The 15,639-nt window shown below is 71.3% G+C and carries 17 protein-coding genes; 11 read left to right on the forward strand and 6 right to left on the reverse strand.

From position 1 onward, the window contains the following. Positions 1-70: 70 nt before the first annotated feature. Both AB0N73_RS07185 and AB0N73_RS07190 read left to right on the forward strand, forming a co-directional pair. Positions 71-952, forward strand: coding sequence for a bifunctional methylenetetrahydrofolate dehydrogenase/methenyltetrahydrofolate cyclohydrolase (locus AB0N73_RS07185; protein ID WP_363561845.1), 882 nt, complete (start codon positions 71-73; stop codon positions 950-952). Positions 953-995: 43 nt separating this feature from the next. Continuing rightward, positions 996-2,318 carry an amidohydrolase family protein gene (locus AB0N73_RS07190; RefSeq protein ID WP_363561847.1) on the forward strand — a complete coding sequence of 441 codons (1,323 nt, stop codon included), beginning with the start codon at positions 996-998 and terminating at the stop codon, positions 2,316-2,318. A gap of 39 nt (positions 2,319-2,357) precedes the next feature. On the opposite strand, the gene AB0N73_RS07195 is transcribed toward AB0N73_RS07190, so the two are convergent. Beyond that, positions 2,358-3,350, reverse strand: a complete 993-nt coding sequence (locus tag AB0N73_RS07195) for a PDR/VanB family oxidoreductase (RefSeq protein WP_363561849.1) — start codon at positions 3,348-3,350, stop codon at positions 2,358-2,360. A gap of 192 nt (positions 3,351-3,542) precedes the next feature. Here AB0N73_RS07195 and AB0N73_RS07200 point away from each other — a divergent pair, with 192 nt between their 5' ends. The 4 genes from AB0N73_RS07200 to AB0N73_RS07215 are packed head-to-tail and all read left to right on the forward strand — an operon-like array spanning position 3,543 to position 7,700. Continuing rightward, entirely contained in the window at positions 3,543-4,820 is a 1,278-nt protein-coding gene (locus AB0N73_RS07200; RefSeq protein ID WP_363561851.1) for an amidohydrolase family protein, read from the forward strand. Next, entirely contained in the window at positions 4,817-5,563 is a 747-nt protein-coding gene (locus AB0N73_RS07205) for an ABC transporter ATP-binding protein (protein WP_363561853.1), read from the forward strand. Before AB0N73_RS07200 ends, AB0N73_RS07205 begins: the two co-directional genes overlap by 4 nt. Then, positions 5,560-6,438: an ABC transporter permease gene (locus AB0N73_RS07210; RefSeq protein WP_363561855.1), complete on the forward strand. Its 879-nt coding sequence runs from the start codon at positions 5,560-5,562 to the stop codon at positions 6,436-6,438. The genes AB0N73_RS07205 and AB0N73_RS07210 overlap by 4 nt, the downstream gene beginning before the upstream one ends. A 59-nt stretch (positions 6,439-6,497) precedes the next feature. Continuing rightward, positions 6,498-7,700, forward strand: coding sequence for a hypothetical protein (locus tag AB0N73_RS07215; RefSeq protein ID WP_363561857.1), 1,203 nt, complete (start codon positions 6,498-6,500; stop codon positions 7,698-7,700). 84 nt (positions 7,701-7,784) lie between these two features. Here AB0N73_RS07215 and AB0N73_RS07220 read toward each other — a convergent pair whose 3' ends face one another. Then, the gene (locus AB0N73_RS07220) at positions 7,785-8,393 is read right to left on the reverse strand and encodes a cyclodeaminase/cyclohydrolase family protein (RefSeq protein WP_363561859.1); all 609 of its coding nucleotides are present in this window, start codon (positions 8,391-8,393) and stop codon (positions 7,785-7,787) included. 32 nt (positions 8,394-8,425) lie between these two features. Here AB0N73_RS07220 and AB0N73_RS07225 point away from each other — a divergent pair, with 32 nt between their 5' ends. Continuing rightward, positions 8,426-9,220: a hypothetical protein gene (locus tag AB0N73_RS07225; protein WP_363561861.1), complete on the forward strand. Its 795-nt coding sequence runs from the start codon at positions 8,426-8,428 to the stop codon at positions 9,218-9,220. Continuing rightward, positions 9,217-10,266: a methylenetetrahydrofolate reductase C-terminal domain-containing protein gene (locus tag AB0N73_RS07230; protein ID WP_363561863.1), complete on the forward strand. Its 1,050-nt coding sequence runs from the start codon at positions 9,217-9,219 to the stop codon at positions 10,264-10,266. The genes AB0N73_RS07225 and AB0N73_RS07230 overlap by 4 nt, the downstream gene beginning before the upstream one ends. Before the next feature lie 5 nt (positions 10,267-10,271). On the opposite strand, the gene AB0N73_RS07235 is transcribed toward AB0N73_RS07230, so the two are convergent. Beyond that, on the reverse strand, positions 10,272-10,880 hold the full coding sequence (locus AB0N73_RS07235; RefSeq protein WP_363561865.1) for an XRE family transcriptional regulator: 609 nt from the start codon (positions 10,878-10,880) through the stop codon (positions 10,272-10,274). A 158-nt stretch (positions 10,881-11,038) separates the two neighbouring features. Between AB0N73_RS07235 and AB0N73_RS07240 the strand changes: the two genes are divergently transcribed. Genes AB0N73_RS07240 through AB0N73_RS07250 form a run of 3 tightly spaced genes read left to right on the forward strand, consistent with a single transcriptional unit; the run spans position 11,039 to position 13,803 of the window. After that, positions 11,039-12,361: an FAD-binding oxidoreductase gene (locus AB0N73_RS07240; protein WP_363561867.1), complete on the forward strand. Its 1,323-nt coding sequence runs from the start codon at positions 11,039-11,041 to the stop codon at positions 12,359-12,361. Further along, entirely contained in the window at positions 12,358-13,155 is a 798-nt protein-coding gene (locus AB0N73_RS07245) for a creatininase family protein (RefSeq protein ID WP_363561869.1), read from the forward strand. The genes AB0N73_RS07240 and AB0N73_RS07245 overlap by 4 nt, the downstream gene beginning before the upstream one ends. Before the next feature lie 9 nt (positions 13,156-13,164). After that, entirely contained in the window at positions 13,165-13,803 is a 639-nt protein-coding gene (locus AB0N73_RS07250; RefSeq protein WP_363561871.1) for a pyridoxamine 5'-phosphate oxidase family protein, read from the forward strand. 124 nt (positions 13,804-13,927) lie between these two features. Here the strand turns inward: AB0N73_RS07250 and AB0N73_RS07255 are convergent, their stop codons facing one another. Genes AB0N73_RS07255 through AB0N73_RS07265 form a run of 3 tightly spaced genes read right to left on the reverse strand, consistent with a single transcriptional unit; the run spans position 13,928 to position 15,512 of the window. Next, on the reverse strand, positions 13,928-14,518 hold the full coding sequence (locus AB0N73_RS07255) for a hypothetical protein (RefSeq protein ID WP_363561873.1): 591 nt from the start codon (positions 14,516-14,518) through the stop codon (positions 13,928-13,930). A gap of 2 nt (positions 14,519-14,520) precedes the next feature. Continuing rightward, positions 14,521-15,189, reverse strand: coding sequence for an NAD(P)H-dependent oxidoreductase (locus tag AB0N73_RS07260; protein WP_363561875.1), 669 nt, complete (start codon positions 15,187-15,189; stop codon positions 14,521-14,523). Then, positions 15,186-15,512: a transcriptional regulator gene (locus AB0N73_RS07265; RefSeq protein WP_363561877.1), complete on the reverse strand. Its 327-nt coding sequence runs from the start codon at positions 15,510-15,512 to the stop codon at positions 15,186-15,188. The genes AB0N73_RS07260 and AB0N73_RS07265 overlap by 4 nt, the downstream gene beginning before the upstream one ends. Positions 15,513-15,639 lie beyond the last annotated feature (127 nt).

Consider the following 15,639-nt stretch of genomic DNA (forward strand, 5'->3'; position numbering starts at 1 on the left):
GTCTCGGCGCCGAACCGCAGTCTCGCGGATCGACACCACCGAACCACGACGACGTGAGGAAGACAGCGACATGACCGCTCAGAAGCTCGACGGCAAGGCGACCGCCGCGTCCATCAAGGAGGAGCTCCGCGTCCGCGTGGCCGCGCTCGCCGAGAAGGGCATCACGCCCGGGATCGCGACCGTGCTCGTGGGCGCCGACCCGGCGTCCCAGCTCTACGTCGGGATGAAGCACCGCCAGTCGGAGGCGATCGGGATGAACTCGATCCAGCGCGAACTCCCGGCCGACGCCACGCAGGCCGACGTCGAGGCGCTGATCGACGAGCTGAACGCCGACCCGTCCTGCCACGGCTACATCGTGCAGCTGCCGTTGCCGAAGCATCTCGACACCGACGCGATCCTGGAGCGGATCGATCCCGACAAGGATGCGGACGGCCTGCACCCCACGAACCTCGGCCGCCTCGTCCTGAACGTCAACGCCCCGATCACCTCACCGCTGCCGTGCACGCCGCGCGGAGTGATCGAGCTCCTGCAGCGGAACGGCTACGACCTGCGCGGCAAGCACGTCGTCGTGGTGGGCCGGGGCGTCACGATCGGGCGTTCGATCGGCCTGCTGCTCACGCGGCGGGACGTCAACGCCACCGTCACGCTGACGCACACGGGCACCCGCGACATGTCGCAGTACCTGCGTCAGGCCGACGTGATCGTTGCCGCGGCCGGCGTCAAGCACCTGGTACGGGCGGAGGACGTCAAGCCGGGTGCGGCCGTGCTCGATGTCGGCGTCACGCGCGAGGACGACCCCGTCTCGGGGACGCAGAAGGTCTACGGCGACGTGGATCCCGCGGTGGCCGAGGTGGCGGGCTGGCTCTCGCCCAACCCCGGCGGCGTCGGACCGATGACCGTCGCCCTGCTCATGATGAACGTGGTCGAAGCGGCCGAGCGCGCGGCATCCTGAGCCGGCGCTGCGCCCGGTGGGCGCCGCGTGGTATCAACGGAGGATGCTGACCCTCACCGGTGCCGAGCGCATCCTCATCGACACCCGAACCGAACGCGCCGGGACGCTGTCGGTCGGATCGGATGGACGCGTGTCCGACGTGCCGTCGGCGGATGCAGAGCGCCTCGACGTGAGCGGCTGCGTCGTGACGGCGGGACTCGTCAACGCGCACCATCACCTGCTCCAGAGCGGGTTCCGGACGCTTCCCGGCACGCGGGGCGCGCCCATGCGCGACTGGCTGCCGGTAATGGCCGGCGCATATGCGACGGCCGGTATAGACCCGTCGCTCACGCGAGCGACGGCGTCGGTGGGAGTGGCCGAGTCACTTCTCTCCGGGGTCACCACCGTCGCCGACCATCAGCTCAACTGGCCTGCCGCGGCCGATTCCGCCGATCCCGTCGGCGACACGGTCGACATCGCCCGCTCAGTGGCTGACGCGGCCGCGTCTCTCGGTGCGCGCCTCGTCTTCGTCCGTGGATCGGCGCGCGACGATCCAGGTCTGGCGGCGGACAGTGCCGACGCCATCATCGAGGATCTCCTGTCCGGGGGGCACATCGGGGGTGTCTCGGCGGACGGGATGCGGCAGGTCGCCGTCGGACCGGCGGGGGTCCACTCCGACGGTGAGGCCACCTTCCGCGCGCTCGGCGCGGTGGCCGCGCGGCACGGCGTGCGCCGTCGCACCCAGGCCAACGAGCAGGTCGACACCGAGATCGCGCAGGAGCGCTACGGCCGACGTCCGTTGGACTTGTTGGCGGAATGGGGATGGCTCGCCCCCGACGTCACGATCGCCCACCTGTGCGACGTGACGGATGCGGAGATCGTCCGCCTCGCGGACGCGGGGGTGAGCGCGACACACGCGCCCGGATGCGACGTGCCCATGGGCTGGGGGATCGCTCCCGTGCTCCGGCTGCAGAACGCGGGTCTGCGCGTCGGCCTCGGCACTTCGGGAGGGGGATCCAACGACGCCGGGCATCTCCTGGCGGATGCCCGACTGGCGATGCAGATCTCGGGGCTCGTCGGCCCGCAACTGCCGGCGCGCACCGTGCTGGGGATGGCGACGGAGGACGGCGCCGCGGGGCTCGGGCGTCCCGACCTCGGCCATCTGCGGGTCGGTGCACGCGCGGACATCTGCGTCTGGGACGTCTCGGGGGTGGCGGATGCGGGAGTCGCCGATCCTGTCGCGGGGCTCCTGTGGGCGGCGCCCGGTCGGCGACCCCGGCACGTCGTCGTCGGCGGACGCGTGGTCGTCCGTGACTACCGGCTCGTGGCGCAGGACGAACACGTCATCGTCGCGGCCCTCCGTTCCCGGCTGTCACCCGCATCCTGATCGTCACCGAGGCGGGTCGCGCGCCGACCCGACGGCCTGTCAGAGGTCGAGGACGAGGCGCGGGCAGGCTGCGCGCGAGACGCAGATCATCATGACGTCGCCGTGCTCCTGCTCGACCGGCGTGAGCACCGAGTCGCGGTGCTCGACCTCGCCCTCGAGCACCGGCACTTCGCAGGTTCCGCACGTGCCGCGGCGGCAGCTGGAGAGCACGAGAGTCTCGGGGGACTGCTGCCGGATCGCTTCGAGGATCGACTGGTCCGGCGCCACGCTGACGACGTCGCCGCTTCCCACCAGCTCCACCTCGAACGGCTCCGTCCACACCGGGGCCCCGAAGACCTTCGCCTCGAAACGCTCCACGTGCAGCGCCTCGTCGCGGCGAGGGGCGAGCGCGCTCTCGAGCGCGTCGAGCAGTCGCGTCGGGCCGCACGCGTACACGACGCCGTCCGACCCGACCTCCGCGGCCAGGGCGGATGCGGACAGGCGCGCGCCCTCGTCGGCGGCATGCACCCGGACTCGCTCGCCGAACGCGGCGGCGAGCTCATCCACGAACGCCATCGTGCGACGCGACCGCCCGGCGTAGTCGAGCCGCCAGTCGACGCCGGCGGCCTCCGCCGACGCCACCATGCTGCGGATCGCGGTGATGCCGATGCCGCCGGCGACGAACCGGTAGCGGGTACCCGGCGCGGGTGTGAAGGCGAAGTGGTTGCGGGGGCCGCGTACGCGCACCCGCTGCCCGACGGCGACCTCGTCGTGGATCCGTGCCGACCCGCCGCGTCCCCCCTGCTCCCGCAGCACCGCGACGCGCCAGGTCCCGCGAGCGGCGGGGTCGCCGCACAGCGAGTACTGGCGCTCGAGCGGATCGCCGTTCGGCGGATCCTGGGCGGGGAGGATCACGTCCACGTGGGAACCGGCCGTCCAGGCCGGAAGATCTCGGCCGTTCGGGGACGCCAGGTCGAGCGCGACGATCCCCTCGGCCAGCTCGGTGCGTCCGGTCACGATCAGGTCGCGCTCGACATCGCTGAAATAGCTCACAACTCTCCTCCCCGTCTCCGGTCATTCACGCTCATCGCGGCAGATCGCCCGACGCGCGGACGACGAAATGCGTTAACAGCACGGCAACAGGGACCGTCGACCGCCGAAACACGCTGCGCGTTGAATGTTGCCACATCAATTGTTGGCCACGCCAACAGGACGCACCGCACATCCGCTCAGGAAGGCAGGGTTGTGAGCACCCATCCCGAGGATCTCGAGGCCGGAGCGCCGCTGGCGCGCCTGAGCGGCGTGACGCTCGCCGACGGCACGACCGCGACGGTGCACATCGCCGACGGCCGGATCGTCGCCCCGGACGACGCGCCGCGACCGGGAGCCGACGCGGACGCCTCCGGGTGGCTGCTGCTTCCTCCGGCCGCCGACCTGCACGCGCACATCGACAAGGCCTACACCTGGAGTCTCGCCGGGGAGCCGGAGGGGTCGCTCGAGGACGCCGTCGCGTGCTGGCGGGATTTCGGGGCGACGCTCTCCGAGCAGCAGATCGCCGTGCACGCGCGTCGCCAGCTGGACGCGGCCCTCCGCGCGGGCGTCACGACGATCCGCACGCACGTGAACTATCACGAGGGCGCGGACCCGCTGCGAGGCATGCGCGCCGTGCTCGGCGCACGTGAGGACTACCGCGGTCTCGTCGACGTGCAGATCGTCGCGATGCACGGACAACTCCACGACGACGGTCTCGTGCGAGAGGCCATCGCCCTCGGCGTCGACCTCGTGGGAGCCGCACCTCACTTGAGCGACGACCCGCGTCGCGAGATCGACCGCGCCGCGGCCCTGGCGGAGGCAGCCGGGATCGGCATCGACCTGCACACGGACGAGACGCTCAACCCCGATTCGCTCGACCTGCTCGACCTCGCCGCGCGCACGCGGCACTGGCCGGCCCACATGACCCGGTCGGCGGGTCACTGCGTGAGCCTCGCCGTCCAGCCGCCGGCGCGCCTGGCCGCGGCGTTGGATGCGGCCGCGGAGGCGGGCGTCAGCATCATCGTCAACCCGTTGACCAATCTCTACCTGCAGGGGTGGCAGCATCCGGTCTCGACCCCGCGGGCGATCCCGCCGTTGCGCGCGATCCTGGACGCCGGCGTCGTGCTCGCCGCGGGAGGCGACAACGTCCAGGATCCGTTCAACCCGCTCGGCAACGGCGACATGGTCGACGTCGCGGCGTCTCTCGTGATCGCGGGGCACCTCGCGCCACGGACCGCATGGGACGTGATCGCGTCCGGACGCGGGCTGCTCGGCCTGCCGCCCGCGAGGGGAGCCGTCGGCGACGTCGCCGATCTGGTGCTCGTGCGCGGCGACTCGGTCGCGGCGGCTCTCGCGGAGCGCGCGCCGGATCGCGTCGTGGTCCGGGCCGGACGCGTCGTGGCGACACGCCGCACACGCACCACCGCGGTGCCCGTTCCCGGGCATCGGAGCGCAGCCCCCCAGCGAGAGAGAAAGGCGGTGCAGGCATGAGTGCGACGCTCACCGAGCCCACGTTGCGCCTGAGCGACGTCACGAAGGACTTCACCACCGGAACGCGCGCGCTCGCGGGGGTGTCGTTGACGGTGTCCCGTGGCGAGTTCGTGTCCGTCGTCGGGCCGTCCGGCTGCGGCAAGTCGACGCTCCTGCGCCTGGCGTCGGGGCTCGAGACCATCAGCCACGGAACGCTCGACGTCGACGCGGCGGTCACGAGTTTCGTGTTCCAGGATCCCACGCTGCTGGAGTGGCGGAGCGCGCAGAAGAACGTCGAGCTCGTCGGGGAGCTCGCCGGCCTCGGTGCCGCCGAGCGCGCCCGCCGGGCTCGCGAGGTGCTCGACCTGGTCGGTCTCGGGGGCTTCGAGAGGCAGCATCCGCGTCAGCTGTCGGGAGGGATGCGGATGCGGGTGTCGATCGCCCGCGCGCTCGTCGCAGAGCCGCAGTTGGCGCTGTTCGACGAGCCCTTCGGTGCCCTCGACGAGATCACCCGTCTGAAGATGCAGACCGAGCTGCAGCGCCTCTTCCAGCTCAAGCAGTTCGCGGCGATGTTCATCACGCATTCCATCTCGGAGGCGGTCTACCTCTCCAGCCGTGTGCTCGTGATGAGCGGGCGACCCGGCCGGATCGTCGACGACATCGAGCTGCCCTGGTCGTATCCGCGACCGCCCGAGCTGCGCTACGAACCGGAGTTCGGACGGATCGCCGGGCACATCTCGAGGATGCTGGAGGAGCACTCGTGAGCGAGAAGACGCTGATCGACCCGCCGACCACGGCGACGACCCCGCCGCCGATCGGTCCGGTTCGCACGGGTGGCTCGTTCTCGCGGGCGGCCAGTGCGACGGGGTCCCGCGTGCTGCCGATCGTGCTCGCGATCGTGGGCATCCTGATCGTCTGGTACGCGGTGTCCTACCTCCTGCTCTCCGAGAGCCGCCGGTTCCTGCTGCCGCCGCCGCATCAGGTGTTCACCGAGACCCTGGGCAATCCCCAGGTCATCACGCCGATGCTGGCGGCGCTCGGTCAGACGACGGGTGTGGCCCTGATCGGACTCGCGATCGCCGTCGTCCTCGGGATGGGCTGGGCGATCCTGATGTCGCAGTGGCGGATCGCCGAGCGGGTGCTGTATCCGTATGCGGTCATCCTGCAGACGATCCCGATCCTCGCACTGACACCTCTCATCGGCATCTGGATGGGGTACGGCATCCCCGCCCGCATCGTCGTATGCGTGATCATCGCGATCTTCCCGATGATCTCGAACACACTGTTCGGCCTGCAGTCCGCGGAGCCGTCGGCCCACGATCTCTTCACTCTCAACAAGGCGTCGCGCTGGCAACGACTCACGAAGCTGCAGCTGCCCGCCGCACTGCCCGCCATCTTCACCGGTCTGCGCAACGCCGCCGGCCTCTCCGTGATCGGCGCGATCGTCGGCGACTTCTTCTTCCAGCAGGGGTCGCAGGGGATCGGAGGGCTCCTGCGTACCTACACGCTGCGTCTGAACATGGAGTCGCTCTTCCTCGCGATCATCTTCACCGCGATCTTCGGCGTCATCGTGTTCTCCGTCTTCGCCGCGCTCGACCGGGCGATCGTCGGTCGCCTGTTCGGCTGGAAGAACCGCTGACCCGTCCCACAGACCTGCCCCGCCCGCGCTCCACCCGAACCCATCCTCTGGAGGAACCCGTGTCGACCATTCCCGTCTCCCCTCGCCTGCGACCCGCTCTCGCCGCCGGTGTCGTCCTGTCCGTCGCCGTGAGCCTGGCGGCGTGCTCGGGCGCATCCGAACCCGCGGCCTCCCGCGCCGGAACCTCGGCGCCCGCCGCCGATGCCGGCAGCGCCCTCGACCTCTCCGACGTCTGCCCCGCCACGGTGGTGATGCAGCAGGACTGGCAGCCCGAGGCCGAGCACGGTGCGATGTACGCTCTCGTCGGCGACGACTACACGGTCGACACCGACGCGAAGACCGTGACGGGCTCGCTCGTCGCGCAGGGCGTCGACACGGGCGTCGACATCGAGGTGCGCCCCGGCGGTCCGAACGTCAACTTCCAGCCGGTGCCCGCCCTCATGTACCTCGACACCGACATCCTGATCGGTGCGGTGAACACGGATGCGGCGATCGTCGCGGCGGCCGACCAGCCGACCGTGGCCGTCGCCTCTCAGCTCACCTGGAGCCCGCAGATCCTGATGTGGGACCCCGAGAGCCACCCCGGCGCCGAGACGATCGAAGAAGCCACCGCGGACGGCGCGGTGGTCGTGACCTCGGGAGATGTGATTCCCGCACTCCTCGAGTCGCAGGGGATGATCGACGCATCCCAGGTCGACACGAGCTACGAAGGCACTCCGCAGCGGTTCGTGTCCGACCCGACGATCCTGCAGCAGGGGTTCGCCACCGCTGAGCCGTTCATCTACGAGAACGAGATCTCGGAGTGGGGTCGTCCGATCGACTTCCAGCTGCTCTCGGAGATCGGCTACTCGGTCTATCCCGAGCCGCTGGCAGTGCGCGCGGATGCGGTCGAGGAGTACGGCGACTGCCTCGCCAAGCTCGTGCCGATCATGCAGCAGTCGCAGCTCGACTTCCTCGAGGACCCGAGCGCGGCGATCGCCCTGATCCTCGATCTCGTGGAGCAGTACGACACCGGCTGGACGTATTCGGAGGGCGTCGCCGAGTACTCGGTCGCCCAGCAGCTCGAGCTCGGCATCGTCGAGAACGACCCGGCATCCGGGGTGTTCGGCGCGTTCGACCCCGCGCGCATGCAGTCGATCCTCGATGACTTCGTGCCGATCCTCGTGGAATCCGGGAGCATCGGGCAGGCGGATGCGGACGCGATCGACGTCGACGATCTCTACACGAACGACTTCCTCGACACGTCGATCTCGATGGGCTGAGGGGAGCTGCTCATGACCTCGACCTCGCCGGCATCACCGCTGCGCCGCGTGGCACGGGTGCCGGCGAGGCGGGGTTGTGCCCTCTCAGAGGGCATCCTCGACCCGGGAGGCCACCGCGTCGAAGCGCCCGGCGGCGGCACGCGCGTCCGACTCCGCGGTGCGCAGCGGCGCGAGGGCGCCGTCGTCGACTCCCGCCGCCGCAGTGAGATTGCTCCGCGCGGTGGCGCAGGCGGAGCGGATGCCGGCGGCGAGCGTGCGTCCGGCCACGACCACGTCCGGGGTGAGCATCGGATCTCCGTGCTCGGCGAGCCAGCCGAGCGTCTCCACGAGCGGCAGCGCGAGTCGGGCCACCGTGAGGCTCGCCGTCGCCGCCTCCCGCAGGGCCCCCGCGCGTACGGCGCGCGAGCGTTCGTCCTCGGGCAGGCGGAAGGCCGCCACGAGGGCCGCGGAAGCGGCGGCGTCGCGGTCGGCGGCTGCGAGCGCGTCCTGCCGTACGCGAGCGGCGAGCGCGATCGCGCGACGTCGCTCATCCCCCTCCGCCGCGTAGCCCGCGGTCATGCCGAGGACCGCGGCTCCGACCGCGATCGTCACGGCCGCGGCGGCGCCGCCGCCGGGCGACGGCACGGGCTCGGCGAGTCGCTCGAGCCAGGGTCCGAGCTCGTCGGCCGAACGGTCGTCTGCGGGGCGCGTCACGCCCGAAGTCTAGAACCGATGCGGTCTCGGACATGCTGAACGCCACCGCATCCCGGCACGCGGAGCCGTTCCCGCTCGACGGCCCGGATCGGCTCGCCGATCGACGCGGAACGCAGGGCAGAACGCCGGCGGCCGAGCGGTTCGCCGTGCGCATGGTGCGTCCCGGGATCGTCTCCGCGACGCTGCCCTCCCACGTCGCGACCGTCGTAGAGCTGCGCGCGGCCGCGGCGGTGCTCGGCCCCGTGGTCGATGCGGTCCTCATCCGTGAGCCCCCGGGCGGTCACGGACTCGCGCTGACGCACCGAGCCGCGGTGCTACGCGCGGAGGGCGCTGACGTGATCGTGGCGCTGAGCGGGCGCGATCGGAACCGGGTCGCGGTGGAGGGCGAGCTCGCCGCGCTCGCCGACATCGACATCGCCGCCGTCCTCGTGCCGGGGCGGGAGCCGACCCTCGATCTCGATGCGACGCAGATCGCCGCGCTCGCGCGTCGCGCGGGCCATACCGTCGCGGTGCCCGAGGCGTACCGGGCGGCGGACGACGGCGCCGATCTGGTCCTGGGCGGCCCGGGCGGTTCCGGCGGGAGCTCCGTGATCGAGCGGGCGGCTCGACGATCCCCGTCGCCTCGGCCGACCCTCGCCGTCGTGACCGTCGATGTGGCGCTGGAGGGACCGGAGGTGAGCCGCCTCGCCGAGATCGAGGCCGCCATGAGGACGCCCGGGGTCGTCGGCATCCACCTCGAGATCCGTGAGGTCGACCGGGGCGGCCCGCCACGGATCGCGGAATCGATCGCGCGGCTCGCGGCGCGCATCCGGAGAGTCGAGCCGTGACGGCCCTCCTCGAGGCTTCCCGCCCGCACGCGTGCCCGAAGAGCATGACGCACGGCCCATGCGGCGGAGTGAACCGCGACGGCACATGCGAGGTCGATCCGACGCCCTGCGTGTTCCTCGGCGAACGGCTCCCCGTGCGGTGGGCAGGAGCGGTGGAGCCCACGATCGGCGCGACCCCGACCGCAGCGTCGCGCGAGGTCGAGGACATCCGGCTGCGGCGCCCCCTCATCCTCACGGGATTCCCCGTGCGGGGGATGAGGGCCGACGACGTCCACCGCACCGCCGATGTCCTGCGCGGCGCGGCGGATGCGGTGCTGTCGGGAGATGCCGGCCGGTCGCGCACCCAGTTCCCGCCGTCCTACCGCGCGCTGCTCATGAGCCGGGCAGGCGTGCGCGTCTGGATGGGGATGAACACCCGGGATCGTGCGCGTGACGCCCTCGAGCGCGAACTCGCGTCGCTCCGAGAGATCGGGGTGGCGGGTGTGCATTGCGTGACCGGCGATCACACCCGCACCGGCGACCGTCCCGACGCGCGCCCTGTCTTCGATCTCGAAGCGACGTCGTTGATCCCGCGTGCTCGACGCCTCGGTCTGCTCGTCTCGTTCGCCGAGTCACCCGACGCGCCGCCCATCGCGCTGCGCGGCGCGCGCGTGCGGGAGAAGGAGCGCGCCGGAGGACAGTTCTGCCTCACGCAGTACTGCGGAGACGTGGCGGATGTCGCGGCATTCGTGCGCCGCTGCGCCGAGGCCGGTGCCGACGTTCCGGTGCTCCCCGGTGTTCCGCTCGTGGTCGACCGCGAGGGCGCGGAGATGCTGGCGTCATTCCATGCGGCGACCCTGCCGACCGGATACCTGGACCGTCTCTTCTCCGCCAGGGATGTGCGGCGCGAAGGGATCCGGCTGGCCGTCGAGTACGGGGGCGCTCTGCTCGCCGTGCCCGGCGTCGGCGGTGTCGTGGTCGCCGGCGGAGCGCGTGCCGGCGAGGAGCAGGCCTATGCGCGCGCGCTGGCCGTCGTCGCCACCGAGCTCGGGGGAGGAGACCGATGAGCGCCTCAGCGGTTGTGCTGCTGCTCCTTGACGACGAGGACGCGGCACGCGGTCTCCGGCGGCGTGCGCCACTTGTGGCGGATCCCGCTCTCGTAATAGGTGGCGTCCCCCGCGCGCAGAAGCACCTCGGAGTCCTCGAGCACGACGATGATCTCGCCCTCGAGGACGTACAGGAACTCCTCCTCGTCGTGCTCCCACCAGATGCCGTCATCCTCGAAGCTTCCCGAGAACACCATCGGCAGGAAGCGTGCGCGGTGCTGCGCGAGCACCGCCACCGGGCCGGTGCCCGCGTCGACGGGCGATGCGGACGACTGCCGGTAGACGTGGTAATTGCCCTCTGGGCGCTCCGCGGTCTCCTCCGTCAGCAGATCCTGCTGCGTGGTGCCGAGCGTTCGTGCGACGCGGAACAGCGAGGCCATGCTGAGCCGCTCGAGCCCGCGTTCGACCTGGCTGAGGAAGGAGTGCGACAGCCCCGCGTCGACCGCCGCCTGCGTCAGCGTCAGCCCGCGGCGCTTGCGGAGCTCGCGGATGCGGGCGCCCAGAGCGCGCGCCGCTGCATCCAGATCTGCGGCGCCCTCGACGCCGGTCGACGTTGTCCCACCCGTGTCCGCCATGGGTGCAGAGTACCGTCGCGCGGGCGCCAGGGCGGTCCGGCCCGTGTCGCCGTCCGTCGTGCCACCGGACAGGGGGCGCTCGCGCCCCTCGCAGCGAGTGATCCATCACCCGGCTCGCTGCGGATCACACGCGGGAGATGTCATCGAGGAGGACGAACGTGACCGATACCGACTACACCGCGCTCGAGGCGGCCCTGGTGGACCTGCTCGGCCCGCGCGGGGTGAGCAGCGACCTGCGTCAGCGCGAGCGGGCTTCCGTCGATGGGGCGCGCATGTCGCCGATCATCGCCGAGCTGCTGCCGCTGGGCGTCGCCGACCTCGTCGCCTTCCCGACGACGGCTGCGGAGATCGCGGCCGTCGTGGCCGTGGCGGCGCGCTTCGGTGCGCCGATCACGCCGCGCGGCAAGGGCACCGGCAACTACGGTCAGGCGATCCCGATGGCAGGTGGCCTGGTGATCGACACCTCGCGGGCCCGCACCGTGCTGGGCGTGGACGGCGACACGATCACCGCCGATGCCGGGGCGCCGATGACGGCGCTCGAGCAGGCAGCGCGCGCTGCGGGCAAGCAGCTCTGGATGTACCCGTCGACCGTGCACACCACGATCGGGGGATTCCTGGCGGGCGGGTCGGGCGGAACCGGCACGATCGCCCACGGCAGCAACGACATGGGGTTCGTCGTCGCTCTCGATGTCGCGACGCCCGTCTCCGACGGCGCCCTCGTGCATGTGGAGGGCGACGAGGCGCAGCGGTACGTCCACAACTACGGGACGGCGGGCATCATCGCCCGGGCGACCGTCCGGGTGGAGGACCTGCAGGACTGGCGCGGGCTGTACGCGTCCTTCGACGACTTCCGCGGAGCCCTCTCGGTCCTTCGCGCGCTCGGTGACCTGCATCCCGCACCGCGCCTGGTGTCGGCCGACACCCCGCACATCGCCGCGCAGCTGCCGCCGGATGACGCCGTCCCGCCGGGGCGCAGCTCGCTGCGGATGATCGCCGACGTCCGCACCGTCGAAGAGGCGACCGCGCTCATCGAGGGTGCGGGTGGGCGCATCGAGGACGTCCGTGAGGGCCCGACCGTGTCGGCGGCGATCTCGGTGCTCAGCTACAACCACCCGATCGAATGGCTGCAGAAGTCCGAGCCGGGCGTCTACTTCCATGTCGAGGTGTCCGGGGATGCGCTGATCGACCGCATCGACGAGGTGCACGCGGTCTACCCCGGCGGGCTCCTGCACATCGAGGCCGGGCATACGGTCCCGATCGGGATGCTGGCGGGCGTGTACGAGAGCCCCGAGGCGGTGTACGCGGGCATCGCCGCGCTCAACGAGCTGGGCGTCGGCGTGCACAACCCCCACCAGTGGAATGTCGACTTCCGTCTCCCGCAGACCGTCGAGCTCGCGCGTGAGACCGACCCGCGAGGGCTTCTCAATCCGGGCAAGCTCAACCCCGAGTACGCCGGCCCCACGAAGGGAGCCATCCGATGACCGCACCGTTCACGCCCCCCGGACGCCGCTGGGACGACCTGTCCGGGCCCTCGCTCGTCGCCGCGACGTCGGAGCGGTCGATCGCCGTCGTCCCGATCGGTGCGGTGGAACACCACGGACCCCACCTGCCGTTGCGCACGGACGCGCTGATCGCCGAGGCCGTCGCGACGGCGGCGGTGGAACGCGTCGCGGCGCAGGGCGTGGATGCCTGGCTTCTCCCGACGATCGCCTATGCGAAGTCGGACGAACACCACTGGGCGCCCGGCACGCTGTGGATCGAGGGCACGACCCTCCTCGACGAGCTGATCGAGATCGGCCGATCCATCTCGATGACCCCGGTCCGCACGGTCGCCTTCGTGAACGGTCATGGCGGCAATGTGATGCTGCTGGGCTGGGTCAACCGCGAGCTGCGGCGGCGGTTCGGGCTGCGCTCCTTCTCGATGCCCGCCGGGGTGGGCGGCGCAGGAGACGGCGTCGACGGCCGACCGGACGAGCTCGGTCAGGGCATCCACGCCGGATTCGGGGAGACGTCGATCGTGATGCACCTCGCCCCGCACCTCGTCGCCCCCGATCTCCCTCCGCGGAACGTGCCGGAGCGGATCGCGGCGATGACCCACATCGGGTTCAACCGGAAACCGGTGATGTTCGGATGGACGAGCGACGACTTCGGTCCGACGGGGGTCATCGGCGACGCGACCGGTGCGAACGCAGCGGCGGGGCGCGACCTCTTCGATCGGGGCGTGGGTTTCGTCAGCGAGGCGCTGGTCGAGATCGACGGCTTCGAGTTCGGATAGGCGGCAGCTGTGGACGCCTCATCCGATCGACTCATCGTCGACGTGCCGATCATCGACCACGCGACGGATCCCGTGCAGTCCGACCACCCCGCTGACGACCCGCTCGCGCTCGCCGGGAGCTGGGTTCCTGCGGACGGCGAGGACCGGATGCTGATGACGCTCGCGACCATCGACCCCGACGGCTTCCCGCGCACGCGCACCGTCATGCTCAGCGAGTTCGACGGCGAGCGTTTCTTCTTCCACACGGACGCCGCGAGCCGGAAGGTGGCCGATCTTGCCGCGGATCCGAAGGTCGCCCTGACGCTGCTCTGGCCGGGATTCACCCGGCAGATCGTGGTGCAGGGCACCGCCGCCATCGCCCCCGCATCCGAGGCGGCGGCCGCCTACGAGGCGCGCTCGCCGTACCTCCGGCAGCTCGCATGGCTCAACACCGATGAGTTCGCGCAGAATTCGAGAGCCGTCCGGGAACAGCGCTGGGCGGAGTTCGCGGTGCACAACGCGGCTCCGGCGCAGCCGGCCGGGTGGATGGGATATGCGGTGACGCCGCACCGGTTCCTGTTCTGGGTGTCGAACCCGCGGACCGCGAGCCGCCGCGTCGAGTACACCCGCACGGCGAGGGGCTGGGAGCGCCGCTACCTTCCCGGATGAGCCGAGTTCGAGGCGCCGAGTGCACGGCTTCGCGCCGAGCGCACGGCGTGCTCACGCCGCTACGTCGTGCGTTCGGCGCGAAGCCGTGCACTCGACGCGCTGCGGGGGCGGTGGCGCGGGGTCGTCAGCCGAGGTCGTCGAGCATGCGGCGCTGCTCGGCGGTCAGACCGTCGTACGGATCCTTCGCGCGCGCGGCCGGCGGCGGGGATGCGGCAGGTGCGGCGCCGGCCGGGCGCGGCACGGGCGGGATGCCGGCTGCGGCGGTGTCCGTCGTCGCCGCCGTGGCGCCGCGGCGTCCCACGCGGTCGTACAGCGCGCCCGCGCGCGCCTCGATCCGATCGTCGACCAGGTCGTAGATCGCGAACGCGATGAGCAGCGCGATCGGGGGGAGGATCCACCCGAGCAGCCAGCCCCGCACATCGACGGACGAGAACACCACGACGACGATCCACAATCCGAGCTCGATGACGAAGACGATCAGTGCCTGGACGAGCTTCTCCGCCATGCGTGAACGACGCGAGGCGGACCGTGCCGCCATGCCGCGGAACAGGCGGCGGAGCAGCGGCTTCAACCAGATCGTCCCCGCCGTCAGCAGAAGAGACGCCCAGAGCGCGGCCCATCCCACTCGTACGCTGCCGAAGATCGCGCCGATCACGAGGAGAACGACCACGTTGAACAGGTACAGCGAGGCGAAGCGGACGACCCAGGCTTTCATGCCTACAGCCTGCCATGCGAGGGGTGTCGTGTGGCGGCGCCGGTTCGCGCCGGCGCGCGGCGCGCGTTCCGTGCGTCGCGCGCGCCGAGGGCAGCGACGCGCGCGATCCAGGCGCTTCGCGTCGCCGCGTCCCGGTGCCGCACCTCGGCGAAGCGGGTCACGCCGACCGTGCGGATGCCGCAGTACCCCAAGACGGCCCGACGCAGACTGGTCTCGGCGGCACCGCGATAGACGAGGCGGTTCCACGCGCGGGGCGAGTCCATCGTCATGACGATTCGCGCCGTGCGCCCGGTGAGCAGCTTGTCCCACAGCCGCCCGCTCGGGCGGTACCGGAATGCGAACCCGGAGAGGAAGACCCGGTCGATGAAGACCTTGAGCGCGCCGGGGTAGGTGCCCCACCACTGAGGGAAGAAGAAGACGAGGTGCTCGGCCCATCCGACATCCTCGATCGCTGCCGCCGCGACGGGGTCCAGCGGTGCGTCCGCGACGGAGCGCGGCATGCGGACCTCGTCCCGGCTCTGCGGATGGGAGGGCGCGTCGACGACGGCGAGGTCGATGACGCGCACGTCGGCGCCGGCGGAGCGCGCCGCGTCCGCGTACGACCGGGCGAGGGCGTGGTTCAGGCTGTCGGCGATGGGTGTGCCTACGACGATCAGGATGCGGTCGCTCACACGGTCTCCTTCTCTCGGATGAGCTGGGTCAGGAGTTCGAGCTGGGGCCCCAGCACGGCGGGGTCGAGGCCGGAGCCGGAGAGTCGCGGATCGGCGAAAAGTGCGAGGACGTCGGCGTCGATCCGCCCGCCGGCGTCCTCGACGAGTTCGGCACCCGCATCCGTCAGGGAGATGAGCACCCGTCGCCCGGGTCCAGGAGTCGTGCTCGCCCAGCCGCACTCGACGAGATGCGGGAGACGTTTGCTGACCGCCGCTTTGGTGATCACCAGGCAATGCGCGAGGGAGGTGATGTCGATCGGCTGCTGATCGGAGATGGTGCCCAAATACACGAAGTCTCCCGCAGAGATGCCGTGGTCGCGCCGTAGACGCGCATCTGCGAACGCCGTCAGAGTTGCGACCAGTTCGTGAAGGGCGAAGGTGATCCGGGGCCTCATGCGACGAGTCAACTCG

It is taken from the genome of Microbacterium sp. NPDC089189, from assembly GCF_040685095.1.
Lineage (GTDB): Bacteria > Actinomycetota > Actinomycetes > Actinomycetales > Microbacteriaceae > Microbacterium.

What these genes read in the sequence shown, in the direction of transcription:
- AB0N73_RS07235 (WP_363561865.1), bottom strand. Translation starts at nt 10,880, where the DNA reads ATGGCGGACACGGGTGGGACAACGTCGACCGGCGTCGAGGGCGCCGCA.
- AB0N73_RS07205 (WP_363561853.1), top strand. Translation starts at nt 4,817, where the DNA reads ATGAGTGCGACGCTCACCGAGCCCACGTTGCGCCTGAGCGACGTCACG.
- AB0N73_RS07245 (WP_363561869.1), top strand. Translation starts at nt 12,358, where the DNA reads ATGACCGCACCGTTCACGCCCCCCGGACGCCGCTGGGACGACCTGTCC.
- AB0N73_RS07185 (WP_363561845.1), top strand. Translation starts at nt 71, where the DNA reads ATGACCGCTCAGAAGCTCGACGGCAAGGCGACCGCCGCGTCCATCAAG.
- AB0N73_RS07255 (WP_363561873.1), bottom strand. Translation starts at nt 14,518, where the DNA reads ATGAAAGCCTGGGTCGTCCGCTTCGCCTCGCTGTACCTGTTCAACGTG.
- AB0N73_RS07190 (WP_363561847.1), top strand. Translation starts at nt 996, where the DNA reads ATGCTGACCCTCACCGGTGCCGAGCGCATCCTCATCGACACCCGAACC.
- AB0N73_RS07225 (WP_363561861.1), top strand. Translation starts at nt 8,426, where the DNA reads ATGCTGAACGCCACCGCATCCCGGCACGCGGAGCCGTTCCCGCTCGAC.